The organism is Cryobacterium sandaracinum, from assembly GCF_004403415.1.
In the GTDB taxonomy this organism is placed as follows: Bacteria; Actinomycetota; Actinomycetes; order Actinomycetales; family Microbacteriaceae; genus Cryobacterium; species Cryobacterium sandaracinum.
The window spans coordinates 1-23,384 of sequence record NZ_SOGO01000032.1 but is presented as its reverse complement, the minus strand read 5'-3'; the positions used below and the strand labels follow the sequence as shown (position 1 = coordinate 23,384).

General features: G+C 59.2%; 21 protein-coding genes and 1 tRNA gene. 11 read left to right on the top strand and 11 right to left on the bottom strand.

The window, feature by feature from the left end:
* Window positions 1-34: 34 nt before the first annotated feature.
* The gene (dcd, locus tag E3T25_RS11400; RefSeq protein ID WP_104099730.1) at window positions 35-646 is read right to left on the bottom strand and encodes a dCTP deaminase; all 612 of its coding nucleotides are present in this window, start codon (window positions 644-646) and stop codon (window positions 35-37) included.
* Window positions 647-718: 72 nt separating this feature from the next.
* Here dcd and E3T25_RS11395 point away from each other — a divergent pair.
* Window positions 719-789 (top strand) — tRNA-Gly (locus tag E3T25_RS11395).
* A 340-nt stretch (window positions 790-1,129) separates the two neighbouring features.
* Here the strand turns inward: E3T25_RS11395 and E3T25_RS17970 are convergent.
* Both E3T25_RS17970 and E3T25_RS11385 read right to left on the bottom strand, forming a co-directional pair.
* Window positions 1,130-1,648: a DUF1643 domain-containing protein gene (locus E3T25_RS17970; protein ID WP_134374334.1), complete on the bottom strand. Its 519-nt coding sequence runs from the start codon at window positions 1,646-1,648 to the stop codon at window positions 1,130-1,132.
* A 10-nt stretch (window positions 1,649-1,658) separates the two neighbouring features.
* Window positions 1,659-2,651, bottom strand: coding sequence for a DNA-methyltransferase (locus E3T25_RS11385; RefSeq protein WP_134374332.1), 993 nt, complete (start codon window positions 2,649-2,651; stop codon window positions 1,659-1,661).
* A 107-nt stretch (window positions 2,652-2,758) separates the two neighbouring features.
* Here E3T25_RS11385 and E3T25_RS17965 point away from each other — a divergent pair, with 107 nt between their 5' ends.
* The 5 genes from E3T25_RS17965 to E3T25_RS11365 are packed head-to-tail and all read left to right on the top strand — an operon-like array spanning window position 2,759 to window position 8,041.
* The gene (locus tag E3T25_RS17965; RefSeq protein ID WP_420898245.1) at window positions 2,759-3,403 is read left to right on the top strand and encodes a hypothetical protein; all 645 of its coding nucleotides are present in this window, start codon (window positions 2,759-2,761) and stop codon (window positions 3,401-3,403) included.
* Window positions 3,403-5,535, top strand: a complete 2,133-nt coding sequence (locus E3T25_RS11380; protein WP_134374330.1) for a DEAD/DEAH box helicase family protein — start codon at window positions 3,403-3,405, stop codon at window positions 5,533-5,535. The genes E3T25_RS17965 and E3T25_RS11380 overlap by 1 nt, the downstream gene beginning before the upstream one ends.
* Window positions 5,525-5,740, top strand: coding sequence for a hypothetical protein (locus E3T25_RS11375; protein ID WP_134374328.1), 216 nt, complete (start codon window positions 5,525-5,527; stop codon window positions 5,738-5,740). Before E3T25_RS11380 ends, E3T25_RS11375 begins: the two co-directional genes overlap by 11 nt.
* Window positions 5,734-7,680, top strand: a complete 1,947-nt coding sequence (locus E3T25_RS11370) for an AAA family ATPase (protein WP_134374326.1) — start codon at window positions 5,734-5,736, stop codon at window positions 7,678-7,680. The genes E3T25_RS11375 and E3T25_RS11370 overlap by 7 nt, the downstream gene beginning before the upstream one ends.
* On the top strand, window positions 7,673-8,041 hold the full coding sequence (locus E3T25_RS11365) for a hypothetical protein (RefSeq protein ID WP_134374324.1): 369 nt from the start codon (window positions 7,673-7,675) through the stop codon (window positions 8,039-8,041). Before E3T25_RS11370 ends, E3T25_RS11365 begins: the two co-directional genes overlap by 8 nt.
* A gap of 76 nt (window positions 8,042-8,117) precedes the next feature.
* Here the strand turns inward: E3T25_RS11365 and E3T25_RS11360 are convergent, their stop codons facing one another.
* The gene (locus E3T25_RS11360; protein WP_134374322.1) at window positions 8,118-9,422 is read right to left on the bottom strand and encodes a DNA sulfur modification protein DndB; all 1,305 of its coding nucleotides are present in this window, start codon (window positions 9,420-9,422) and stop codon (window positions 8,118-8,120) included.
* A gap of 1,096 nt (window positions 9,423-10,518) precedes the next feature.
* On the opposite strand from E3T25_RS11360, the gene E3T25_RS11355 reads away from it, so the two are divergent.
* Window positions 10,519-12,231 (top strand): ATP-dependent nuclease, encoded by a 1,713-nt coding sequence (locus E3T25_RS11355; protein WP_134374320.1) that lies wholly within the window; start codon window positions 10,519-10,521, stop codon window positions 12,229-12,231.
* A 93-nt stretch (window positions 12,232-12,324) separates the two neighbouring features.
* Here E3T25_RS11355 and E3T25_RS11350 read toward each other — a convergent pair whose 3' ends face one another.
* Entirely contained in the window at window positions 12,325-12,933 is a 609-nt protein-coding gene (locus tag E3T25_RS11350) for a hypothetical protein (RefSeq protein ID WP_134374318.1), read from the bottom strand.
* A 364-nt stretch (window positions 12,934-13,297) separates the two neighbouring features.
* On the opposite strand from E3T25_RS11350, the gene E3T25_RS11345 reads away from it, so the two are divergent.
* The gene (locus E3T25_RS11345) at window positions 13,298-13,921 is read left to right on the top strand and encodes a hypothetical protein (RefSeq protein WP_134374316.1); all 624 of its coding nucleotides are present in this window, start codon (window positions 13,298-13,300) and stop codon (window positions 13,919-13,921) included.
* A gap of 144 nt (window positions 13,922-14,065) precedes the next feature.
* Here E3T25_RS11345 and E3T25_RS11340 read toward each other — a convergent pair whose 3' ends face one another.
* Window positions 14,066-15,235, bottom strand: a complete 1,170-nt coding sequence (locus E3T25_RS11340; RefSeq protein ID WP_134374314.1) for a hypothetical protein — start codon at window positions 15,233-15,235, stop codon at window positions 14,066-14,068.
* A gap of 899 nt (window positions 15,236-16,134) precedes the next feature.
* On the opposite strand from E3T25_RS11340, the gene E3T25_RS11335 reads away from it, so the two are divergent.
* Both E3T25_RS11335 and E3T25_RS11330 read left to right on the top strand, forming a co-directional pair.
* Window positions 16,135-16,881 (top strand): hypothetical protein, encoded by a 747-nt coding sequence (locus tag E3T25_RS11335; RefSeq protein WP_134374312.1) that lies wholly within the window; start codon window positions 16,135-16,137, stop codon window positions 16,879-16,881.
* Window positions 16,882-17,125: 244 nt separating this feature from the next.
* Window positions 17,126-17,662 carry a mismatch-specific DNA-glycosylase gene (locus tag E3T25_RS11330; protein WP_134374310.1) on the top strand — a complete coding sequence of 179 codons (537 nt, stop codon included), beginning with the start codon at window positions 17,126-17,128 and terminating at the stop codon, window positions 17,660-17,662.
* Window positions 17,663-17,884: 222 nt separating this feature from the next.
* Here the strand turns inward: E3T25_RS11330 and E3T25_RS11325 are convergent, their stop codons facing one another.
* From E3T25_RS11325 to E3T25_RS11310, 4 genes are all read right to left on the bottom strand, one after another.
* Complete coding sequence (locus E3T25_RS11325) at window positions 17,885-19,954, bottom strand: DUF262 domain-containing protein (RefSeq protein ID WP_166785998.1); 2,070 nt, start codon at window positions 19,952-19,954, stop codon at window positions 17,885-17,887.
* A gap of 311 nt (window positions 19,955-20,265) precedes the next feature.
* Window positions 20,266-20,634 (bottom strand): hypothetical protein, encoded by a 369-nt coding sequence (locus E3T25_RS11320; protein WP_134374306.1) that lies wholly within the window; start codon window positions 20,632-20,634, stop codon window positions 20,266-20,268.
* Window positions 20,635-20,981: 347 nt separating this feature from the next.
* Window positions 20,982-21,821, bottom strand: a complete 840-nt coding sequence (locus E3T25_RS11315) for a GIY-YIG nuclease family protein (RefSeq protein ID WP_134374304.1) — start codon at window positions 21,819-21,821, stop codon at window positions 20,982-20,984.
* 64 nt (window positions 21,822-21,885) lie between these two features.
* Window positions 21,886-22,092: a hypothetical protein gene (locus tag E3T25_RS11310; protein ID WP_134374302.1), complete on the bottom strand. Its 207-nt coding sequence runs from the start codon at window positions 22,090-22,092 to the stop codon at window positions 21,886-21,888.
* 278 nt (window positions 22,093-22,370) lie between these two features.
* On the opposite strand from E3T25_RS11310, the gene E3T25_RS11305 reads away from it, so the two are divergent.
* A complete protein-coding gene (locus E3T25_RS11305; protein ID WP_134374300.1) occupies window positions 22,371-22,736 on the top strand; it encodes a hypothetical protein in 366 nt (121 codons plus the stop codon).
* Between the two features lie 16 nt (window positions 22,737-22,752).
* Here E3T25_RS11305 and E3T25_RS17960 read toward each other — a convergent pair whose 3' ends face one another.
* A complete protein-coding gene (locus E3T25_RS17960; RefSeq protein ID WP_420898244.1) occupies window positions 22,753-23,070 on the bottom strand; it encodes a helicase associated domain-containing protein in 318 nt (105 codons plus the stop codon).
* Window positions 23,071-23,384 lie beyond the last annotated feature (314 nt).

Below are 23,384 nucleotides of genomic sequence, written 5' to 3'. Positions count from 1 at the left end.
TTACCGGGCGCGTGTTGCATGCGTGTGAACCGGGCTACTCGGCTCCGGTGGTCGATCCCATCGAGGCCTCCCGCACATCCGTGCAGTGGAAGTTCTGGAACGACCGCGACGCGGTCGGCCCGCGCTGGCCCTGGTAGCGGGAGCTGTATTCGCTTGAGCCGTAGGGACGTTCGGCGGGCGAACTCAGCCGGAAGAAGCAGAGCTGACCGATCTTCATGCCGGGCCACAGCTTGATCGGCAGGGTGGCGACGTTGCTCAACTCGAGCGTCACGTGGCCGGTGAAACCGGGATCGATGAAGCCGGCGGTCGAGTGGGTGAGCAGGCCGAGCCGGCCGAGCGAGCTCTTGCCCTCCAGCCGCGCGGCGACGTCGTCGGGCAGGGTGACCTTCTCGTAGGTGGACCCGAGTACGAACTCACCGGGGTGCAGGATGAACGGTTCGCCCGCGGCGGTCTCGATCAACCGGGTCAGATCGGGCTGGTCTTCGGCCGGATCGATATAGGGGTACTTGTGGTTGTCGAAGAGGCGGAAGAAGCCGTCGAGTCGCACGTCGATACTCGACGGCTGAATCATGTCGGCCTGGTACGGCTCCAGACGGATTCGTTCCGCGTTGATTTCAGCCTTGATTTCGCGATCCGAGAGCAGCACGGTTCCAGCCTAACGGCGCGGACTTGATATGCTGGCACGGTTCCGTTCCGGGCTTGCCTGCGCGACGGACATGCGGATGTAGTTCAATGGTAGAACTTCAGCTTCCCAAGCTGATAGCGCGGGTTCGATTCCCGTCATCCGCTCACTTGTCATATTTCCCGGTCCTGTTGACACGTTGCTGCGTACGTGAGTGGTTGTTGCAACTTCTTGATCCGGATTCGTGAACACAGCTGTAGCTCCATGGCAGTTCTCAAGGGTCCCAAGCTGATCGTCCGGGAAAGATGACCCTGTCGACGCTCGTTGAAAAGTAGTCCGTTGTGTCAGTTCTCACGGAAGTCAGGACTCGTCTCTTCATTCCTCGGACTGACCCCGCCGGCAGATCGCATGTTCGCAATTCTTGGCTGTTTGGGCGGGGTTTTCCTCAAGTGGAGGGTCGTTCTGGGGCAAGTCCAGAGGAGTTCGCCTCGGTTTACGCGTCAACAGCTAAGACACGAGCTGGCCAGGCTCAGACTCGACCAGCACCCGGCCCAGCCTTTCGGCCAGAGTGCCTGATCCCGCTCGACCGTATTTGTCACTAACGTATTGATGCCATCTCGACGGGTGCCTTGGTAGCGGCCCCACCGTCCAGATAGTGCGCTTCTGCCGGTCAAGTTCTTCAACCAGCCACGATACTTGTCTGCCCATGTTGCGCCGGGCAGCGCCTGAAAGGCCACTGACCCCCCACGCGGCAATCACCACGTCTGCTTCACCGACCAACAACTCAATCGCATCACGCGCTTGTATCCAGGACTGCATATCTGACGCCAGAGGACCAATCTGGTCCACACTTTTTGTTGGAAGCGGAAACATGTTCGCGACTGCAATGCTGCAACAGTCGAGGGCGACCGCGGCAGCGGCTAGGTGTCTGAGCGTCGCCGCACCTCCGGTTGTCGGCGGGTTCAGGAGAATTGCACCCAGCACTCTGTCAGGGCCAAGTCCGTCAGGCAAGATCGTTGCGAGCATCAGACTGTGATCAAAGTCGAGCTAAACGACCGGCCAAGATTCCGTCAATAAGATATCGGGCTCGGACGGGTGAAGTATCGGGGGGAAGAAAGCGAACAACCGATAGGGCTGCGTAGTCTGCGTCAAGCTCGAAGGAATACCAGCGCCGATTTAGCGCCTCAGCCACCGACCCAGTCGTATTTGATCCGCTGAAGAAGTCGACGACGACGTCGCCGGGGTCTGTGAGCATCTCGATGAAGAACTCAGGGAGTTTTGACGGAAATCGCGCTGGATGACCCAGAAGCCCCAACGCCTTACACGCCCTAAGGTATGTGTCGTTCGACTGGCTGTTGGGGATAGACAGCAGATTGGAGGGCAGCGCCCCGCCATTGTCGCGCGCGAAAGCCTCACCAATGTTGTGTTCTGACGGCCGACCCTTGGGCGTGTAGTGCTTCGCTGGATCCTTCAACAGCGACTTCATGGACTTGGAGTACGGGACTCTCACCTTGCTGACGTCTGCTTTCGGGAACTCCGCCTTTGACAACCACCAGACCGTATTTACGGAGTCCTTCGCTCGAATCTTTCGCTTGTTGACCCACTCGATGGGAGAGGGGAGCTTGGCAGGGTTGTGCCAGTAGAACTCCTCCGCAAGATGAAATCCGAGCACGTCGACGAACGCAAGCAAAGCGCGAAACTGATGTAGCGATCGGGTCGGTCGACCCTTCTCGTACGCTCCGCCTATGTCGATCACGAGGCTGCCTTCTGGTTTCAAGGCACGCTGTGCCAGGCGCGCGAAATCCAGAAGCCATGCGACATATACGTCTTGCTCTTCATTGCCATATGCCTTCTTCCGCAGTAGCGGAAAAGGGGGGCTCGTGATGAACAGGTCTACGGACTCGGGGGCGAGCTCTGCAAGAAGCTCGAGGCTGTCGCCTACGACTTGGGTGCCGAGCAACGTTGCGTAGGCGATCGATCCAGAATTGAAGACTTGCGGATTGTCATGTGTCAAGGGATCCGTCTCCATCCGTTCAACGATACAGAGCCTCTGCCGTTCGTCAGAACAAATATCTGTCCAGCCGCGCTCATAGACTTGGATGAGTTGGTGCTCGTTTTCTGGGATGCTGAGTGTCTATGGAACCGCTGGGGGGTGTTCGCTTGTTGGACTCCAGCGCGCCTCGATGGTTGAACATGAGTGATACCGAATTCGAGGGAACATACTCATCGGTGCCGCGCGTCAATGGATCACTGCTCCAGCGAAGACTCTGTCGAGGCCTCAGCGACACCCTTGACTGCGTTCCGACCGACAGCCAGCTGAGGAAGAAGCCCCTCGTTTTGCACTTGGGGCTGCCCCTTCCGTCCCGCTTACGGTTCTACATCTATGGAGCAACGCAACACGCTACCGAGCGACAAGTTGGAACCTTCAAGGTCCAACTGACCCGGGGGCTAGACACTTCGCCCCCTTCGAAACGGATGTCCTTCGATCGGAGCGGCAACATTCGGCCAATTTTGATTGGTTACGCCTCAGACCTAGACGTATTCATTCTTTGGGACGCGGATCTTCACGATGCCGGCGAGGGCTTCTCTTATTCCAAGAACGTGCAAGCCCCACCAGAGCTTGTTTGGTCTGCGCTCACACGCGGACAGGCAGAAGGACATCGCCGATTGCGCTCGTCGGGCGTCGACGAGCGAATCGTCGCGTGCCGGCCTAACCATCTCATCCGTGCTCTAAAACGGCGCATTGAGCTCAGCAACGCGACGTTGCTCGGACAACCCTGATGTTGAGGGACCTCGGCGAGCTTCAAACCGAATACACCAGCGATGCGGATGACCTCGCTCTAGATTTCTATAGCCCGTGCCTAACAAACGCCTCGCGATACGACCGAGTGACGGGGTTTTTCAGTTCAACGGTATTCTTCCTTCTCCATGAATCACTGGACACGTTCGTCATCAGAAACGACGGGAAAATGCGGTTCCTCTGCTCCCCGCGTCTCACCGCGTCCGATGCGACCAGTCTCCTCTACGGTTACGAGGCCCGGACCAACAATCAGCTCGTAGAGGCCCTCCGGCTTGAGCTGCACGAAATGCTGGCTTCCCCGGTGACCACGGATTCGACGCGCTTGCTGGCAATCCTTATTGCGACCGGGCGACTCGAAGTCCGGCTGGCTGTAGTCACCCAAGAGACCACGACTCCCACTCGACGCATGTTCCACGACAAGGTTGGTCTCTTCGCCGACGGGTCGGGTGACTGCGTAGGCTTTCGCGGTTCAGCTAACGAGACGTTCTATGGCCTGTCAGCATTTGGCAATGTCGAGTCCATCGACGTCTGGCCCTCTTGGGAAGGCGGCCGCGACCTGTCCCGGGTCAGGAATGCATCTGAGCGATTCGAAAGATTGTGGAATGGCCAAAGCGTCGGCGTGACTGTTCGGGCCCTGCCAGAGGAAATCCGAGCCGAACTGGAGCTGGTGGCTGAACACGAGAACCTCGGTGAGCTCCTAAAGAAGATCAAACGATCACCAGTTTCGGAGCCTTTCACGCTCGGCGACATCTCCCTGAGAGATCATCAGAAGCAGGCAATCACCCAGTGGATTCAACACTCCCACAGGGGCCTCCTTGCGCATGCAACCGGCTCAGGAAAAACAATCACCGGTTTATACGCCTGTCGGCTTGCCTTGGGGGAAGGACTAACGCCGCTGATATTGGTCCCATCACAGCTGCTACTCGAACAATGGTCGACTCTGGTTAGGACATTATTAGGCGCTCGCGTCGTTGCCGTGGGTGGAGGCCGCAACGATTGGAAGGCCGATTCCACGGTGCGCGCCGCGATTGAAAACCCGGACTTGGAACGGCCCTACGTCATCATCGCGATCAACAACAGCGCCATGACGGAAGCTTTCCGCATCCAAGTGAATTCATCGGTCGACAAATTGTTCGTGCTATGCGACGAGGCTCACCGAATTGGAAGCCCCGGAGCCAGCAACGTCCTTGACTGGCTGGACGCGCCTTGGCGACTTGGACTTAGCGCCACCCCTGACAGGTCTAACGACCCAGACGGCACCGAACGACTTTTCAGCTACTTCGGGGGAATCATCCATGAGTTCTCACTAAAGGACGCCCTTGACGCGCACATACTCGCACCATACCGATACCTCCCGTCCTGGGTCACCCTTCAAGACCACGAACAAGAGCAATGGGACAAGCTCACACGCGAGATATCGAGGTTGTCAGCGATGTCACGAAACACTCTCAATGCAGAAGGTTCAGTCTCGAACAGGTTGCGCATGAAACTCATTCAGCGATCACGAATTGCGAAATCTGCGGCGAACAAGGTGCCAGCCGCAGTTGAAATTGTCCAGCGATATTACGACCCACAGGCGAAGCAGAAGTGGCTCATCTACTGCGACAGTCAAAGTCAAATGAACCTTGTCCGCAGCGCCCTCTACCACCGGGGGATCAGTTCATGGGAATACCACAGTCAGATGAGCGGGGACCCGCGAGCAACCCTCGACTTATTTGATCTGAATGGGGGCATCGTCGTGGCCATCAAGTGCCTGGACGAAGGAGTGGACATTCCGTCGGCGACGCACGCCCTGATCCTCGCGTCCTCGCGGAACCCTCGTGAGTTCATTCAGCGCCGAGGGCGAATACTGCGAAAATCACCTTCGAAGACGATTGCGACGCTCCTTGACGTGTTGGTTCTCCCTGAACATCTCTCGAAGTCGGACCCGACTTGGTCGCTGTCAATCGGCGAACTGGCAAGAGCCCACCAGTTCGCTGCTTGGGCAGTAACGACCCAAGCCTTGTCTGTGATCGAGGAGAAATGGGTATCGATGGGTCTGTCCTTTCACGAGCTGGACGAAATCAGCGGCGCAGGGCTGGAAATTGACGAAAGCGAAGATAATGACAAATAGTGTTGATGCAATCGATGGCTTGCGCACGGCCGTTGAATCCGTACGTGCACGCGACTTTGAGAATCTCGATCAACAGCTGGTGGCCGAGATTCTCAATGCGCAGTTCACCTTCGCCGAGCTGCGTGCAGAGGGTCGAAAGCAAACGGAACAGATCGTGACTCGGTTTGTTGCCGTCAACCATGGAATGAAGGAAGCCTCGTGCTGAGCCTCCGTCAACTGACTGTCGAAGATTTTGGCCCCTTCAAAGGTCCCCAGACGATCAGCTTCCAGTCGGAACGCGGAGTGTATATCGTCTATGGTCCAAACGGCCGCGGGAAGACGACCTTGCACAATGCGTTCCGCTTCGCGCTTTACGGGGAGATTCGAGGTCGATCCGGCGTCAAACCTACGGCTGACATTGCGAACACTGAAGCACGTAAGGAACGTGGATACGCATCATTCAAGACTGTCCTTGAGTTCACCAGCGGTGATGAGTATCGCCTGACGCGCAGTTTTAATGAAACGGTGCAGCCAATGGAGCGACTCATTCTCGAAAGGAACGGGATACCGCTTTCGCAAGATGAATCGACTCAGATCCTCGCGACGGTGGCGCCCGCCTCCGTCAGCCAGTTCTTCCTTTTTGATGGTGAACTCCTGCGTCAATACGAGAATCTCCTTGACACGGAGTCAGAAGAGGGTGCGACGCTGCAGGATGCGATTGAGCGTGTACTTGGAATCCCGATCGTTTCCAATGCGCTTGCCGATCTCCGCGATGTCCTGCGTCAGGCGGAGCGTCAAATCGCGGACCAGTATGCGGCGGATGGGACAACGAAGCGGATGGGGCTGGCGCTAGCCGAGGCGCAAGACATCGAGGCTGAACTGTCTGAGGCGCGCGATTCCATAAATTTGCGTGTTCACGAGACACAGGAACGCATTGTCGAAATCGAGGAGTCGCTCAAGTCGGAGGCGAAAGCCCAGCGATTGATCGGCAGAATTGACGAGCTTAGGCTCCGTGAGCGCCCGCTGGTAGAACGAGAGCAGGAAATCGTCGAAGGTCTTCGGCAGGTCACGCCAACGCTGTGGAGAGGAATCCTGTCAGAACGCGTCTCTCAAATCTCGACAACTCTGCAGGAGGACTTTGAGAAGGCTCAACACGCTGTCTTTGAGGCTTCGGCAGCGACCCGAGACTTGGCTCACCTGCGGAACCACTCCGATTGCCCCACCTGCGCGCAGTTCACTGCTGAGCCGCTACGTCTTCTGTTGCTTGAACAATTGGAGCCGTTGGCATCCAACTCCAGTAGGGAACGTGCGGATGAGAAGCTAGCTGGCGCAAGGCAGCGAGTCCAAGTGATTGGCGAATTGGCCCTGCATGACATGGCGCTCGTTGTAGAGCGGGACAAGGCCTTGCGGCAGTGCAAGCTAGACCAGCGAGCGCTCGGCGATGACATCGTCGACATTGAAGAACAGTTGTCGTCCATAGACGAGGACGAATTGCGTCTCCTGACGTCAGAACGAGACACGAAAATAACGTATTTGCGGCGGGATCAAGGTCGGCTGGAAGCAAATTCCGCCGATTCCGACATTCAGCGTCAGACCATCACGGATCTCAGGAAAAAGCTTGCCCGGGAGTCCGTCAAGCTTGATCCATTGGTTGAGTCGAAATCCGCGCTTGCCAAACAACTTGCCGACCTTTTCGCGAAATCGATCGAGGCTTACCGGGGCTACCTGCGCAGGGAAGTGGAGCAACACGCCTCGGAGATTTTCAGGTCACTTTCGTCGGAAGCAGACTACGTCGGTCTCCGCATCACGGCACAGTACGGTTTGGAAATCCTAGACAGGGACGGTGACGTGGTCCGAGCCCGGTCGGCGGGTTATGAACATCTCGTTGCGTTGTCACTAATCGCGGCGCTGCAAGACAGCGCGGCGGTGCGAGGTCCTGTCATCATGGACTACCCGTTTGGCCGGCTCGACACGGCGAACACTGCCAACGTTGTGGCAGCGCTGCCAAAGATGGCACGACAGGTGATCCTTTTGGCGTTTGACGGAGAGTTCGACAGGAATGCCGCCCGACTGGCGCTCGGCTCTGACCTAGTTGCCGAGTTCACGCTCACTCGAATCGGCACTAAGCACACTCGAATCGACGCAAGGAACGCATTCAATGGCTGATCTAAAGAACATCGCCCTGACCATCGAAGCTTCTCAGGCGGTTGTGGAGCTCAAAACTGCTCTGGGGGTGGGGGACCAGATGGACTTGATCAAGGTCGGATTTGCCTTCGCGATTGTGCATAACGCCGACTTGGATCGCGGAAATGACTTCGGCACGCGCGGCGGAAGCAACTACGACACGGGGGGTCTTGACAGCGATGGCCTAATGGAAAAGACCGTTCTTCTCTTCTACAAGGAATCCGACCACCACTCCGAGCCCTACCGGGCCGTCGAAACCCTTATGAACAAAGGGCTGCGGCTTCTGCAAACCCAAGTCAAAGCCGGAATCATTGGCAGCCTCAGCGACTTCGCTGCCAAATAACAGCGAAGGCCTTCTCGAATCTGCGTCGGTGCACAGCAGACGCGACGGGACGCTGCCTATCTCGGAGGCGATAGGGTCAAGGACGGCTCGGCGTCGACGACTCTAGAGTTTGAGCCGTCGAGTCTGTGTCCGAGTCTGAACAGAAGAGCCAATCAGGCCTATCGATCGCCCACGCGACAAGCGCATCCCTCAGCGCCGCCTGGTCTTGCCGCCGACTGCGAGGTGCGAACGCGCCTTCTGCAAATACGTCCGTACGTTTCATCCATATCGATCCACGCTCGACCGGACCGTCGAAAAAGGGAGCGAGTCTCCAGAAATAACTTGAAACTAGCTGCCCAGTGTAGCCGTGGGCGACCAGCAGTTCACGATAGACCCCTCCAAGGATCCGGAGAACCACAGTGGAGCCAAGGAGGCTCGAACTACGGAGCTGCTGCGGGGACAGGTTTCCGTTCGCGACGAGTCCCAAAACGGGAAATCCTTCTATCAGGACATCCAAGAACGCTCGGCAATCGGCCGCCAACGTCGACTCGTTGAGCTCAGCTTCCCTGCGAAGAGAGATCCGACCGTCGAGGCCCACTGCGATGGTCTTGATCAGTTCCGCCACGTGCTTGGCACCCAGCAGATAGGGCGAGTTTCTGCTCGTCACCCTATCCTTCTCAAAATCGACTCTGCCCTGCAGCAATGGGTGCGACACGACTGACTCGAAGCTCCGGTTGACGACCTTTCTCGAATCAAAACGAGTCTTCACGGACTCGGTTATACCAAGCGCGTTATCCGCGATGTCGAAGAACATCTGCTTGTAGGCGGCGGGGTCCTTCTCTTCGAAAATCTGGACGCTCACTCGCTCAGACAACAACCGGTCCCTCTGCGTCGCCAATTCGGCAAGGTCCTTCCGCGCATTCAAGGCGGCGGCACCATCCGGATCGACGCGATGGGCTCGGTTGAGAATTCCCCGTGCAGTGCTGGTCTCGGCCGCGATTGCAGCGTCCGCAAGATGAATCCCAAGGACTCGGTGTTGGCCGTCGAGAATTTGAAGCTCTCCGGCATTTCGGCTGGAGAACCTCAGGGCACCGAACTCTGCTCCGCCCATCTCGCCCTGCAGCTCGAAGGAGAAAATCGACGGAGCCCGCAAGATGATTGAGGGGGCCACCCAACTCTCCCGCTCGCGAACATATTCACCGAATTTGGCGGCGTGGTCCGGGCGTATCGCTCGGTTTCCGGGCGTCGGACGGTCCGCGTCAGGTGCAGGCAATAGATCAACGATTTCGATGAGCGACAACGTTAAGCCGTACACGACCCGTCCACCTTGCTGGTAGCGCGCGCAAAGGTACTCAAAGTCCCCTTGAGGACCCCGGACAATCGGGTAGTTAGCGTCGCTCATTTCGACCCCGCGTTCCTGACCAAGCCCATCCCCGTCAAGGTACGATTCATAGCTTTTCCCCCGATTGAACACGATTTTTCACCAATTATGACAGAGGCCGCCACCTGCTTTTGCGACAATGACCATGCGTCAGTGTCGACAAGGCAACAGTGAACCTTGACCTGATCACGACCTTCGAGGCGTCATGCCTCGAATTGGCGATGAGGGTCAAGCGGAGCGAGTCAAAGAGTGCCGATTTGGCTCCCGGTCCGGTCCGCAACCCGCGCAGAAGTTTCAGCGCCATGTATTAAGTCTGGCTGGCGTCCCTGCTGTTCAGTCCCAACTCCCGTCTCCTTGCGTCGGCGCCTAGTGTGCAGCTGCTTGAGGGCCCCTTGGCGCGCCGATACGGCTCAAACGCCTCAAGGCGCGTGGGTAGTCGAGGTTAGGACCGCAATAGCTCACCGAATTCGCGAAGGCCCCGCAGCGAGCTGGGCCTAGCCGCGTTCAAAGGAGTCACATCGCGAGCGGGTCAGGCAAGAGCACGACCAAGCCGCAGTTGGGGCATCGCTGGCAGACTCGGGGTCCGCATGGCCTCTCTAAGACCTCAGCGTTCATTTCATGACCGCACGCAGTGCAAGGTGGCCCATCCCAACCGATCCCATCTCCGTCAAGCATCTGCCCAGTGTGACCCACTCTCCCGTTGTGTGTGCGGGTTATCCACAGGCCGAGGGCGGCCTCGGCGACCCGCCCCACGAGTCCGCGATTCCAGCAAGGTGCGAACGCATCCACGCGGTCCGAGGGCGCCGAGCAGACACGCAACCCAATAGTGTGGGGCGAACTTGCCGATCCGAGAGGCGGCGTCGCGAGGCCGCTAGCAGCAACTTCGGCTCGGCACCGTCCCTTCGAGAGAACGGCCGATCTTCGGCTGGCGCCGTGAATCCGCGTTGCCGCATGCAATTCCGGCCAAAGTAATGTCGTGATATCGCTCCGTCTGACAAGTTCGGGATTTGGGCGCTTATCCCGCGACAAAGACTGCAGGCTGAACTGATCGGGGTCTCAAGATCGCTACAGTCAGTGGTGGCAACGCAATGAATTACAAAGGCATTTTGGGGGCGACGTGCTTGAGTCGATAAGAGTTCAGCGGTTCAAATCCGTGGATGATTCGCAGATCGAATTGGGCAAGATAACAGTGCTGGTCGGCCCGAACAATGCCGGCAAGAGCAGTGTCTTGCAGGCCGTTCAGTTTGCTGTCTCTGTTGCGCAGAGCCTCCGGCTTGACGGCGTCTCGAAGTGGGCGATTGATTCCATATCGGGAACACTGTCCACCCAACAGCTTGTGTACACACCGCTCCGGGACGTTCACGCCTTAGCGGCCGGCGGAACACTCAAGCAGGATCAGGCGACAGCGATTACGGTCGAATTCAATTCTGATGACAAAGGCTCGGCGACGATTTCGGTGGCACGAGGCAAGAACAAGAACATTGCAGTAGGCATCAAAGGGAAACTGCTGGGGACGACCCTCGAAGATCTCGAGGATCCTTTCTCCGTTGTCGCCCCGGGTCTCGCCGGCATTCCCTCATTCGAGGAGTACAAGTCGCCCGGCCTGGTGCGCCGCGCGGCCGCTCGCGGTGACGCGAACAGCGTCTTCAGAAACGTTCTTTGGACACTCAAGCAGGACATTGTGGCGTGGAGAGAGTTTCAAGAAGCTCTTCATCATGTCTTCCCTGATATCCAGATTGACGTTGATTTCAACGAGCAAACGGACGAGCATATCTCTGCAGTCGTGGCTCGAAACGGAGTAACTCTCCCTATCGATTCGTGCGGGACTGGCATCTTGCAGGCGATACAGGTCTTGTCCTATATCGGCGTCTACAAACCCAAGTTACTCATCCTTGATGAGCCAGACTCTCACCTTCACCCGGACAACCAGAGAAAACTCGCACGTCTGCTCAACGACCTCGCAACGACTAAGGGATTTCAAGTCCTCATGTCGACGCACTCGCGCCATTTCCTGGCCGAGTTCGGCGTGCTCGGAGCCAAGATTCATTGGTTCAGCGGCGGACAAGTTCAAGGCGGAGATCTGGACTATGTAAAGGTGCTGTTGGATCTAGGTGCGCTGGATGCCGGAGACCGTCTACGGAATGGGAAGACGCCCGTTATCGTCATCACAGAAGACTCTCGACATGACTACATCGCGGCGCTCCTCGACTCGTCGGGAATACCCTCCAGTGCATACGACATCTGGGGATACAACGGTTCTAGTCGAATCCAGTCCGCCCAAGTATTGAGCAAATTCATCGCAGCTCACGCTCCGGGAACCCTCATTATTGTTCACCGCGATCGCGATTACCTTGACGATTCGGAAATCGCGAACTACGTGGACGAAATCAAGCAAGCAGGCGCCATCCCTCTCATCACGGAGGGCACAGACATCGAAAGCCACTTCTTGTCTCCCGCACACCTCGGAGGCGTCTTCCCGGAGCTGGACGAGCCCGCGATCACGGCCCTTCTCGATGAAGCCACGTCACGTGCAAGATCGAAATCAATCAAGAACATGATCAATGCTCGCACTGACTTTGGAATAGCTCAGAAGCGACTTGGTGGCTCTCCGCCAAGCGCTGGCAGCGTCGCTGCTCAGGCCCCAATCGACTTCGACGCGGATCCCCTCCGATATCGTCACGGAAAGGCGACGATGGGTTTCTTTCAAGTGCTTGTCCAAGCAGGACACCATCTCAATCGGGCAATCGCCACAGGCTCCTCTGCTGCCTCGGTCACGGCACTGGAGGAAGTCGCCAATTCTCTGACCATGTCTGCGCCGGCCTCGCCGTAGACCTCGTTCCAGTTCCGGGTGCGGGCGCCGATAACGTTCTAATACGTCACGCGCGCTGCTGCGATTGTTGAGGGCCCGCGCCTCCACCCGGCCTCAGAGTGTTTTCAAGAAGTCCTCGAGGTACGGGTATTGGCCTGTGTGCACGGGAAAGATCGCGCCACTTTCCGGCAGGAGGTCTCCCGTCCGCTCGCCGTGCTTCCCTGCCCGCTGCCGCGGCGTGAGGCCATATGTTCTCCGGCAGGCGTCCACGTCGTCGGCGAGCGAAGCGGCTGAGACGGCGACTAGGACGGCGTCCTCTGGAATAGCAATGGTAATCAGTCCGCGTTCAAGGTCGAGCGCGGACCGGCCCGGCGTACTGCCTTGGACGAAAATATCGAATGCTCCAATGGCGCCCGTAGCGATTGCCTCCGCCTGCCAATCGCGGGCTCTCTGACCAGGGCCCTCGAACTTGATAGCGCCGGTGGTTTTGCGCGTCGTCTTCACCTGCACGGGCCAGCGCCGCCCCTCCCGCCCGACGATCAGATCTCGATTCGGAGTGAAATCGCCGTCCCAACTGTGGATGTCGAAGCCCTCCCGCCACAACGCCTGCACCGCTAAGGCCTCGCCCCAAAGTCCGACGACGCTGTTGGGCACGGCAATAGTCTTCTTGTCCCTCTTGTCGTTTTCATGGTGGCCGTGTTCACTGTCTTCTATCGCGTTCATTGCTTTCTCGCTTTCTAGTCTTCAGTGCCCCTTAGGTGACGCCAGCGTAGGCGGGGGCACCCTTGTACTAGCAAGTGCCAAAAGTGTCTAGCCGGGGGTGCAAGCGGTGTCCGCCGACCACTCCGCGGGGAACAGGGCGCTCCGCGCGGCCGAACGGCACGATCGCACAGCGCGTGGTCTGTCCAGACCGTCGTCGGGTCCGGGACCGGCTGGCGCACTATCGCTGATGGGCCCGCCTCTTCGTCGGCGAGGATCGTCCACCGCTCGTACGTGGCATGAGACGATTACGCCAGATGCGCTACGAGACGGTAACTTCAGTCACGCCAATCGGAGCACCAAGAACCGTGCACTGGAAGGACGAGCCGTGATTACCCAGCCCAACTTTTACATACCGCCAGATATTGAGGCGGGGTTACTCAGCGGTGACCTGATTCTGTTCGGCGGAATTGTTCGTAACCGGCTGGGACAGATCGTCAAGCACTTGTCGGAGATCTCCGTCTCCGACAACAGCAAGAAGGCATTTGAGCGCGCGGCAGTGACTCTCAAGAGTCCGGTTGCCATCACGGCCGTTGCAATCGTCACTGCGACGCTGGCAACAGCCGTCTTCTTCGTGGTGTGGCAGCGGAAGAGGGGTGGCAAACCCGCCGTGCCGGAGTGCGTTGAAAGATACAACGCTTCCTTGGGCGAGTATCTGGACGCAGTTCGGGCACAACGCCTTGATGCAGACATCATTGACCGGCTCATCTTTGATTTTGATGCTGTCAGGGCGTATTCCGACGAGAACGGCGGTATCACCCTTGACTTCAAGATGAAGCAAGGAGAATCGCTCTTCAAGCTCGTGGTTGATTACACTCGGCAGCTTGCCGAAGCAAACCCCGTGAACTCGACCCAACTCCAGCTAGCAGCATCAGTCTCCGATGACGATCCCGCGGTTAACCTGCGACGGCATCTTGAAGTTCAGAGAGACATCTTCAACAAGGCAGCATAGCTCAAAGGCTCTGGGGCGACCGGCCAAGCAAGAATGGCACCAAGTCGAAGCCTGATGCCCTTCAGAGGTGGTCGCCCCGTCCTGCGCAGGAGTTCAGTGGCCTGATCTTTGCGCTGCCCGCCGATGTGTCTGACTTCCTCTGGTTTAGATGCTGTGGAGCTTGACCGCCACATGATTCACGACGATGCGTTGATTCTCCTTGTCAAGGTCGAAGTGGATCCGTCCCACCTCGTTCGGTTTTACGCCGTCGCGCACTTTCACGTGCGGAATTTGGCTGTATTCGCGTCCTTCGAACTGAAATGTTCGGAGCTTGGGTGATCGTGAAATTGCCTGATCAGAGATCGCTACTTTGAGTCCCCTCTGGGCAAACCAATCATCTAGGTGTCCGATTGTTCCAGTATCCGTCCCATAAAGGTCAACAGCCGCCTTCGCGAACATCGTGAGTTTGTCTGTCATGTCCTCTGGATCAGGATAAGAAATGTTCTTCCATGAACGCTGGGCCGCTTCGGTAAAGACAATCCGGTCTTGTGCGGCGTCTTCCAGCGCGCGAAAAGTCTGCGCTGGGTCGCTACGGGACAGGAGTGTTGGGATGCATTCCCACACGTCAACGACGTCCTCAACCACCCCCCCCTTCACCTGCCCTTCATACTGTTCTCGCCAATAGTCGGAGTTTCGTCTTTCATCTTCAGCGCTGGAAGCAAGCGACTCGGCCTCAATACGTCTCTCTTCCGATTCCTCCGCCATGGTCTGCCACACAAGTAGGTCATCCTGCAGTCCCCCGACCTGTGAGCGGAGCGCAACGATCTCGCCACTTCGATCGTCGGATTCGGTTGCCAACCGGACTCTCTCCTCCGCCGCGACGCGCGCCTCAGCCCGCGCTTCGGTGCGCGCTGAACGCCACCCCTCGTCGATTCCCCGAGCGAGTGCTGAAATTGCAGCCAGCCTGCCCATGAGTCGCGCGCGGACTTCTTCGGCGCCAAGTTCGACGACGTCCTCGCCTGTAAAAGACAGCCCCCTCGCTTCTAGATCCGACCAGACAAGCATCGCTCCGCCAAAGGGCACGTTGACCGCGGGGACGCTCCCAAAGATCTGACGACTCGTCGCATGGTTGAGAGTGATCACGCGGGCCAAACCCACCAGTTTTGCGGAGAGAACCCGAGCCAGACTCCACGATTCCGGGCTCCTCAAGTGAATCAAGACGAGCGGTAGCCTCTGCGATCGGCGCAAGCTCTCAATCAAGAGAGCAGCATCGCCTGTGGTTCGAATCGGTAAGTAGCTGCCGTCGACGCGTTGGGTGCCGATCAGCACATCCAACCGATCGTCCCTCACCACGCTTCCAACCACGCCCGGTTGGAAGATAGGAGTGTCCCGTACGGGACTCAGGTAGCCTCCTCGTTGTTCGCGACTTATCCCTACTCTGAAGCGTGTCACCTGCTTCACCGTGGCCACTGTGACCCTCGTCGTGAGCTCGACGTCAGCTCCCACCTCCTGCGTCACAGAGAGTCGGAGTGCCTGAGAACCTCCTGCCTCGATCACTTCCCAAGACGCCTCACGAACGACTGAGTGTGTGCCCCCAACAGTGCGCGGTGGAAAGCGAGCGGAGCCGGGGGCCGAGAGCTCCTGAGCTTCCATCTCGCGGGATGAGCCATTGCTGAGCCACCGCGCAACATGTTGCCTCAGCGCCTCCTGTCTCTCGGCTGGTGCCATAGAACCGCCGATTTCCAAGTCGACAGCGTACAGAACTTGCATTTTCCCCCCAAATTGTCAGTGTGCGACATCGGCCCCATTACCGCTGTAGCGCGCGTCTCAGCTTGCTTCAGCACGAACATTGTCGCTGTCTCTTGCTGGTCCGACGGCACCCGTGCCTCGGGGCCACGTCGCGATCAAGAACTGACCGCTGACCGAGTTCCTGTTCATCTCGTCGCCAACCAGCCAGTTCATGTCCCCCTCCGGCCCGAGCTTAGCGGCCGGACTCGGACATTGGAGGGTGTTGAGCTGTTGAGCGCCTCCGGGCACTGAGCAAACCGTGCAGGGGCGGTCTACTCCCCGCGGCTCGAACTGGTGCCGATAAGGGTTGAATACGTCAGGTCGACGGCGGGGCACCTCCGGCGGATTCCTGACTCGCTCCCGCGCGGCGCTGGCGCCGTGCCCCGATGAACTCAATAATGTGAGAACCAGCGGGCGCAGCCTGACTACCGAGGCAAGGGGGCCCTATGGGTATTGCGGCGTTTGCTGGGCCGTTTTTCGAGGGCTCGCCCTTGCTGGACGTGGAGGCCGTCCGCGTCTATGCCCTCTCCAAACATCGCAGCGCCTGGCATGGCACCCGCTCCAACAAGTACGTGAAGTCTGCGGTCCTGTTTGAGACGTTGGACCTCTGCATGCGTGCTGCCGACGAGATGCGGGTGCAGGGCACCTATTTCATCATCGAACAAGTGCCGGCAGTGCGGCTGTGGACAACGCAGACCTCGTTCGTGCTGACCAGCTGGTCGGAGGATGAGCCCTTTTCCCGAGTGGGCATCGATGCGAAGGAAGACTGGGCCCGTGCGGTTCTGCATCCCGACGTCCAAATGGGGTGCGTCATGTCGTTGTTTCGCTCTCAGCCCACGGAAACCGATTCTGGTTGGGTGGGTCCGGATGTCGAGTGGGCGTCCCAACTAGCCGGCAAGGCGGGCCACGACGTTGAAATGGACGGCGAGGACGGCTCGCCCCTTTGCAGCTACCTGTCACACATCGACAGCGGCAGCCTGTACTTCAAGGAACAGGAGTGCCGGTTTCGACCGGATAGCGTGGTTCGACTGGCACAGATATTCGACGACAATGTTCAAGGCTCGAATTCTGAGGGCCGTGCATCCATCGCGGAAGCGCGGCGGCTGCAAGCGGAACAGGACCGCGCCTTCTGGGACTTGTTTCTGGATCCGACGACCGGCCAGATGATGATGCGGGGGCCCAAGAAAGCCTGATTTGCCAGACGGCCACGTCTGGGAACGCTCTGGGCGCGTCTAATTGCATTTACGAAGCTCACGTACGCGCCGGGGGTTCGGGGGCACCGCCCCTCTTCACGCGGCGCTGATCGCTTCGAACTCAGCAACCGTCGACAGTCGGGGACCCGCCATGGACGACGCGAACAGCCCGCGCCCAGGCGCGTCCACGGCGCCGGAAGGCGGGTCTTCCCCGGTTACCGTGGGCGGACGATGAGAATAGAGCATGGACATACTTCCGGACATCCTCGGGCCCAATCTCGAAGTGGTCTTCTGCGGCACGGCCGTGGGCACACAATCGGCCCAGCGCGGTCACTACTACGCCGGATCCGGTAATAAGTTCTGGCAGTATCTCTATCAGAGTGGCCTTACCCCAGATCTCCTCCATCCCGCGGATGACGCCCGACTTCCTGAATACGGCATCGGCCTGACCGACCTCGTCAAGAACATCGCCCAGAGCCATGACCGAGGACTGGATTTCCGGGGCACTCCTGACCTCGAGCACCGCCTCGCCCCCCACCAACCAAAATGCGTCGCCTTCACGGGCCTCAAGGCCGGCAAGAGTGCCGCCAAAGTCTTCGGCCACGCAAAACCGCGCCATGGCCTGCAAAATTGGAGGATTGGCAATGCCCGCGTTTTCGTCGTGACCAATCCCAGCGGGGCCAACGCCTCAGGACCGTGGGACGGTCGAGCGAGCAAGCTTGACTGGTGGCTCGAGCTCGCGGAGCACCTCCGTCAGGGACCTGACCACCACGCAACGTAGAGCCGCGCCGCGCGGGTACTTCAGTCGAGTCGGGGCATCGCTGGCAGACTCGGCGGCCGCGTGGCGTCTCTAAGGCCTCAGCGTTCATTTCATGACCGCAGGCAGTGCAAGGTAGCCCGTCCCAACCAAGGTCTCCTATGTTGCCGAGGCGAGATCTTGGAATCGGCCCGGAAGCACGAAGCGCACCCAAACGCGGACGAGTAAGCAGGCGTCAGTGTTAGGTCACACTTCGTCTTCCACAAGCGCGAGGAGATCCTCGGTCGCGAGCTTCTGCTCGGGATCGGCGACCCCCGAGATGAATCGAACCCCTTCGGACTCCAGTAGCTCTGCGGGGTCGCGGCGGTCCTTGGGGTCGCTCCACGCGAACAGTTCCGCAATGCGTCCGTCCCAAGTGAGGACTCGGTACGGGTGAGTGCAAGTACTGCACTTGGAGATGTGGTTGGCGATAGCCTGCGCGGCCGTTCCCACTGCTTCAGCGAGAGAGTGGTAGCCGGTCCATCGCCCCGCGGGGATGGCGTCGAGGATGTCGTGGGTAAGGCTCCAGTCGAACCCGGTCGACTCAGCAAATTCGGAACGGTAGCCAGCGAGGATGTCCTCGCTCAAATGAGGACGCTGCCAGATGCTTATGGCTTGTGCGGCGAGCTCGGCGGCACGCTTGTCGATCGCGGCCTCGTTCCACACCTGAAGCTGGCCGAGTCCTTTGTTGAGTCGGAGTGGGCTGTCCTTGAACCCACCCGGCATGTCACGCTTGCTCGCGAATGGCCGATCGGAGAGTTCAGGGTTGTATCCGGTCAGGGTGAGGTTGCCCAAGGTGTGCTGCAGCCGGCTGTGGACAGCCTCCCACTCCGCGCCGAGGTCGCTCTTCCACTCGGGCCGAAGGTTCTCGTTCTGCGGCATGATGTGCTCGATGCTGTATTCCGCAGTGCTGACCTCTTCCTTGCGCCCATGATTCTCCATCGTGCGGAAGAAGTACGGAGCACGCTGCGAGTGGTACAGGTCTTCCACCCTCAAGGCGTCGTCGAACTCCGAGTCGGTCGGGAACCGCTTGTAGCTGCCGAGGGTCAAGAAGCGCGCCCCGACGCTCTCGACGTACTTTGCTGGATAGATGGAACCGGCCAAGCCTGAGAATGTCTTGTTGAGGCTGTTGGTCGGAATTCGGCAAATCACACGGCGGAAAAGGTAGGAGATCGTGTCGCGAAGAATCTGAACGAAGTCGCTCTGGCTCAGCGTGTGTGCCGCGTAGTCGGCGTAGAGCCGAAGGAGGAACGGGTACACCACTGTTGCCCGGAGCTGCTCGATTTCAGCGAACGCCTTGGCCAGCTGCGCGTCCGGCTCCTTGCCGAGCGCCATCGAGACGAACCACTGGGCGTGCTGCGCCAAGTCGATGACAATGCTCTCCCGGTGCGCCCCGACGCCCTCGAGCGCGAAAGCGTGAGCCTTGAAGGAGTCGTAGATGTCGCCGAAGCGGGGAGTGGATCCGGTCTTCAGAGTCAAGAAGTGCCGAACGAACTCGTCGAAGCGATCCGCGTGGACGCCCGTGAACTCGCGCTCCATCGGGTACCAGAAGTCCTCGTGCAGGCGCGTCTGATCCTGTGGGGAGAGATCCATAAGGACGAAGTTCCGAATCAAATCCGCCTGCGAGAGCTTCTTGCCGGTGGAGTTCATCGCCTCGAATACGAGCTGCGGGTGATCGGCGCCTCTCGTCAGCTTCACATCCACGACGATCAGCTTCTTCAGCCCAAGACACACTGCAACGAGGTCCACGGCGGGGTGGGCAAGCTTGGACACGAACAGCTCGTAGTTCGTGAACACGCGAGAGGTGGCATCCGTGGGCGTCGGTGCCTGACGGATTACCGACTTCAATGCATCCTTGTCCCCTTGGGAGAGGATCAGCTTGAAGAACCGCTCACCGTCCTCCAGCGGGTTCGTGAGATACAGACCACGGATCTTCCGTGGCGCGAACCCCTCAACGGGTTCCTGCTCGTTGTCTGGCAGCTTCTCCAGCCGGGCCGCCAATGCCGCAAGTAGGAGCGTGACCGTGGTCACGCGCTGCTGTCCGTCGATGATCAGATCCGGCTCGGCCGAGGTCCGAGTACCGTGCTCCTTCTCGACATACACAATCGACCCGGTGAAGTGAGCCCCGACATTGTCCCGTGTGCCCGCGTGCAGGATGTCGTCCCACAGCCGCTCGCATTCTGATGGCTCCCACGAGTAGACCCGCTGGTAGATCGGAACTACGAACTGTGTCCCCTTCTTCAGAAATTCCAACAGATTCGCGTCAACGGCTTTCACCCGACTAATCCTGCCGCCGCGCCCCGACAAAGCCGGGAGCCACCCCGTGCGGTCCTCCGGTTGTGCTTCGACCGACACCCAGCGCCGCGAAGCAGCTGTCGCCACCATGGATCATCACGTCCCGTAGTGAACCGCGTCGTCAGGGTCCGGGTTGCGGACCCCGGGCTCGACCCCATGAATGACCAACGGCGCTCACCGCGACTTCACGCTGGCGCCGTGCATCCGCGCTGCCGAATTCGATTCCGACCAAAGTATGCGCCTGACGCATAGTATGAACTTTCTCCCGGAGCTGAGGAGAGACTCCGCTCCGTCTATCGGCAAGCGGCCGCGGCATCCTCTGCTGCCCACTGATGAACCGTATGCACGTCTCGATGGAGGACCTCCCAACGCGTTAAAGCGCTGTTCTCATATGCCGGCTCTGAGAGCCAGGCAACCTGTCCTTCGAAGCTGGAGAAGCCCGCGCTGAGGGCAGTGAGAACGAGTCTCAGGCCAGCGACGATCGAACCATCCTTGAACTGACTTACTGGGTAGTAGAACTCTCCCCCGAAGTAGACTCCGAGGAGATCTCGGCTCGCCCGCATCGAAGCAAGCTCGGCGTCGGAAGCGTGCAGCGTGTCTCGGACGGCGCGCTGGGAAGCCCAAGGTCCCAAGCGATCGTAATAGGCCGAATCGTCGTCCATGGCGCCAACATACCCGGCTGGGGAATGCGACCACGGACGTTACCTGTCGTCGCTCGTTGAAAAGTAGTCCGTTGGCGCTCGTAGACAAGTAGGACTCTGATGCTCACGTCGCGAATCGGATTAGACCGAGCGAGACAGGATGAAGGGTGCGGAACTGCCCCGGTGACGGTGCTTTTTGTCCACGATGGATGCTGCCTTTGGGGAGCGGAAAGGTCGACGAGAAGCGGACCGGCCCATTGTCGGCGACGACCGGGACCAGATGGATCGTGCAGCGCGCAGGCATCACAAGCCGGCGAATCTCCGTCCGTGGAGGCGTCCCGCTGCGCTGAGCGGCAACTCGAGATTGTCTAAGCCTCGTCGAGGATGTCTTGGGCAGTCCCCCTTGCAACCACCGGCGGCATCGGTGGAGTCAAGACCTCCGGCGAGGGCGAGCCGGTCCGCGGTACAAGCTGGCGCCGCTTGAGTTCAGCTTCGAGGAAGACAATGCGTAGCCCGTCCGGCTTGCCGCCGCCGATGCGGTTTACCGTGAAGTCCTCGGGAAATGTCCGGACGAGTTTTGCCTCTAGTCGGTCGACCAGAGTCGTGCGCGCAGCGAATATACGGGTGGTGTCCAATGATCGAAACGAGTCGATGGACAACACCGACTCCTGCGGGGTCCCCCAGAGCAGCCGGTCGAAAGCTTTCGTTCCGGACCAGTGCCGTTTGATGCGCGCGCGCATGTCGCTGGCCTGGCCAATGTACGCCTGTCGGTAGTCATCAAGCACCATCACGTAGACCCCTTGGTCCCCGTCCAAGGTCCGTAGGTCCGTGATGGGCTTCAGCCGCTTATTCTTCCGCAGCATTTCGGCCAGAGCGTCCTCAAAGTCTGACTGCGGTATCTGCGAGAAGAACGCCACGTTCAAGTCAAAGTTTTCCAAGGCTTCCTCCCGCTGGCGCGCGCAGAACGCATCGGAGAGGATCGTGTGGTCTTCGTCTTCGTAGGCCCACGCAATCTCGGCCCACACTTTGTGCGGAATCGAGTATCGGTCGACGCGGCTGGAGGGTGTTTTGTTGGGCAGCGCATACTGATCGCGGGTCAGTCGGTGTCCGTATTTTCCGGAACGCATTTGCTCCCCGAAATGCTCGACGGTAGTCCATACCTTGCTGTGCCCCCGCGCTCGGGTAACAACTCCGTGGAGCAACTTCATCGCGGCAACCTGCGAGGCGACAGCGTCGACTGCGTACCTGTGAGACTCCGGCTCACCGTTCCCATCACTCGTCGTCACCGTCAAGCTTGACGATCCAAGTAATGGGTGCGCTCCGGAACTCGCCGCGGGAGTCATCGAGGATCACCGACGCACCGACCACGAACGCGGGCAGGGTCTCGAACTCCAGCGGCGTCCAATCAAGCCACGATTGCTCCGCACCCGCGATGGGGAATCGTTGCAGCAGCATCGGGAAGTGTGGGGCCAAAGCCACTGTGAGAACGGTCCTGTCCGCGAAAACAACTTCATAGACTCCATCAGAATCGACATTCGGGACCAACCGGTCGATCTCGCTCTCGTTGCTCATCACGCCAGTATGCCCCTCAGATCCGACGAAGGAGCTTCGTCGAAACCGCCGCAGTCAATCGTTGCCGCGACAGGGCGGTGCACCACAGGCACATGTATGTGAGGACCAGCATTTCGGTGTATTCCTGCACGGGACCGGGCACCTGCTCAACGCAGTACGTTCGCGTCATCAACGTGAGGAGCCGTATGGAATCGCTCGATGGCATCAGCGAAGGCTGCTACCTAGTGACCATGGCATCAGGAACGCAGTATGAAGTAGATCTGGACACACACGCTCTGGTCCGGCGACCGAATCATGCCGCCGACGAGCCCAACCCACTCCGGCGCGATCAGGACCGGCTCAAACTGCTCGCCGTCGACACCTGTTGCATCGGTGAACGAGCGATCTTCCTGATTGATCTCCGACTCCGCGACGTGGTGTTTACCGCCCGCAGGACCACCGCGGTGCTGAGCATCGAAGTGCTCGGTTCAGGGTCCCATGATGCTGTCATGAACGAGGAGTTCGATGATCTGATCACCGGCTGGGATGAGCTGCCGCCCGCAGCGTGCTGAAGCCGGGCTGTCCCCACTAACTGCGGTCGGCTGACCCCCACGTCCAGATCTCGAGTTGGGTCAGTCGCCGGATTCGATGCTGCGAGAGAGTTCCGGCGCGGTGCGCGGCGCGCTGCGTTGTTGCCCATCGAGCAAGGGAGCACTCATCCTCGTCGTCGCTGCGATACCGAGGAGCGCTCCGATGAATATCGATGAAGAGCCGGTAGTTTTGAAGCCGGTCCTCCCAGTCCGCTTTGCGGGGATGCTCCCGGAAGCCGGGAATGCACGCGTGCCGACGCCGCTGGTATACGCACAGCCGCCCGGTGCTGACCCCGCGGCCCTGTAGATAGCGCATCCGTTCGTACAGTTTCCACTCCTCCACATCGATCTCATCGGGCGAANTACAGTTTCCACTCCTCCACATCGATCTCATCGGGCGAAAGCCTGTTGTTCTGGTGCGGCAACCGGCCCTTCGCAGCGACAAAACGCTCAATGTCCTGAACGGTCCGGGCCCATTTCAAAATCTTGTTGGTGGTTCCAGCGAACGACAACGGATTCTCAATTAGTTCCAGTTCGGCGTGATAGCAGGCGATCGATCGTTCCTGATCGTCGCTGAGGGACCGTTTCCCGGCCAGCGCCAGCTCGGCGTACTCCGCGTGGAGCGCTTGA

What these genes read in the sequence shown, in the direction of transcription:
- E3T25_RS17970 (WP_134374334.1), bottom strand. Translation starts at nt 1,648, where the DNA reads ATGCTCGCAACGATCTTGCCTGACGGACTTGGCCCTGACAGAGTGCTG.
- E3T25_RS11385 (WP_134374332.1), bottom strand. Translation starts at nt 2,651, where the DNA reads ATGGAGACGGATCCCTTGACACATGACAATCCGCAAGTCTTCAATTCT.
- E3T25_RS17965 (WP_420898245.1), top strand. Translation starts at nt 2,759, where the DNA reads ATGGAACCGCTGGGGGGTGTTCGCTTGTTGGACTCCAGCGCGCCTCGA.
- E3T25_RS11380 (WP_134374330.1), top strand. Translation starts at nt 3,403, where the DNA reads ATGTTGAGGGACCTCGGCGAGCTTCAAACCGAATACACCAGCGATGCG.
- E3T25_RS11375 (WP_134374328.1), top strand. Translation starts at nt 5,525, where the DNA reads ATGACAAATAGTGTTGATGCAATCGATGGCTTGCGCACGGCCGTTGAA.
- E3T25_RS11365 (WP_134374324.1), top strand. Translation starts at nt 7,673, where the DNA reads ATGGCTGATCTAAAGAACATCGCCCTGACCATCGAAGCTTCTCAGGCG.
- E3T25_RS11360 (WP_134374322.1), bottom strand. Translation starts at nt 9,422, where the DNA reads ATGAGCGACGCTAACTACCCGATTGTCCGGGGTCCTCAAGGGGACTTT.
- E3T25_RS11350 (WP_134374318.1), bottom strand. Translation starts at nt 12,933, where the DNA reads ATGAACGCGATAGAAGACAGTGAACACGGCCACCATGAAAACGACAAG.
- E3T25_RS11335 (WP_134374312.1), top strand. Translation starts at nt 16,135, where the DNA reads ATGGGTATTGCGGCGTTTGCTGGGCCGTTTTTCGAGGGCTCGCCCTTG.
- E3T25_RS11330 (WP_134374310.1), top strand. Translation starts at nt 17,126, where the DNA reads ATGGACATACTTCCGGACATCCTCGGGCCCAATCTCGAAGTGGTCTTC.
- E3T25_RS11320 (WP_134374306.1), bottom strand. Translation starts at nt 20,634, where the DNA reads ATGGACGACGATTCGGCCTATTACGATCGCTTGGGACCTTGGGCTTCC.
- E3T25_RS11315 (WP_134374304.1), bottom strand. Translation starts at nt 21,821, where the DNA reads ATGAAGTTGCTCCACGGAGTTGTTACCCGAGCGCGGGGGCACAGCAAG.
- E3T25_RS11305 (WP_134374300.1), top strand. Translation starts at nt 22,371, where the DNA reads ATGGAATCGCTCGATGGCATCAGCGAAGGCTGCTACCTAGTGACCATG.
- E3T25_RS17960 (WP_420898244.1), bottom strand. Translation starts at nt 23,070, where the DNA reads ATGCGCTATCTACAGGGCCGCGGGGTCAGCACCGGGCGGCTGTGCGTA.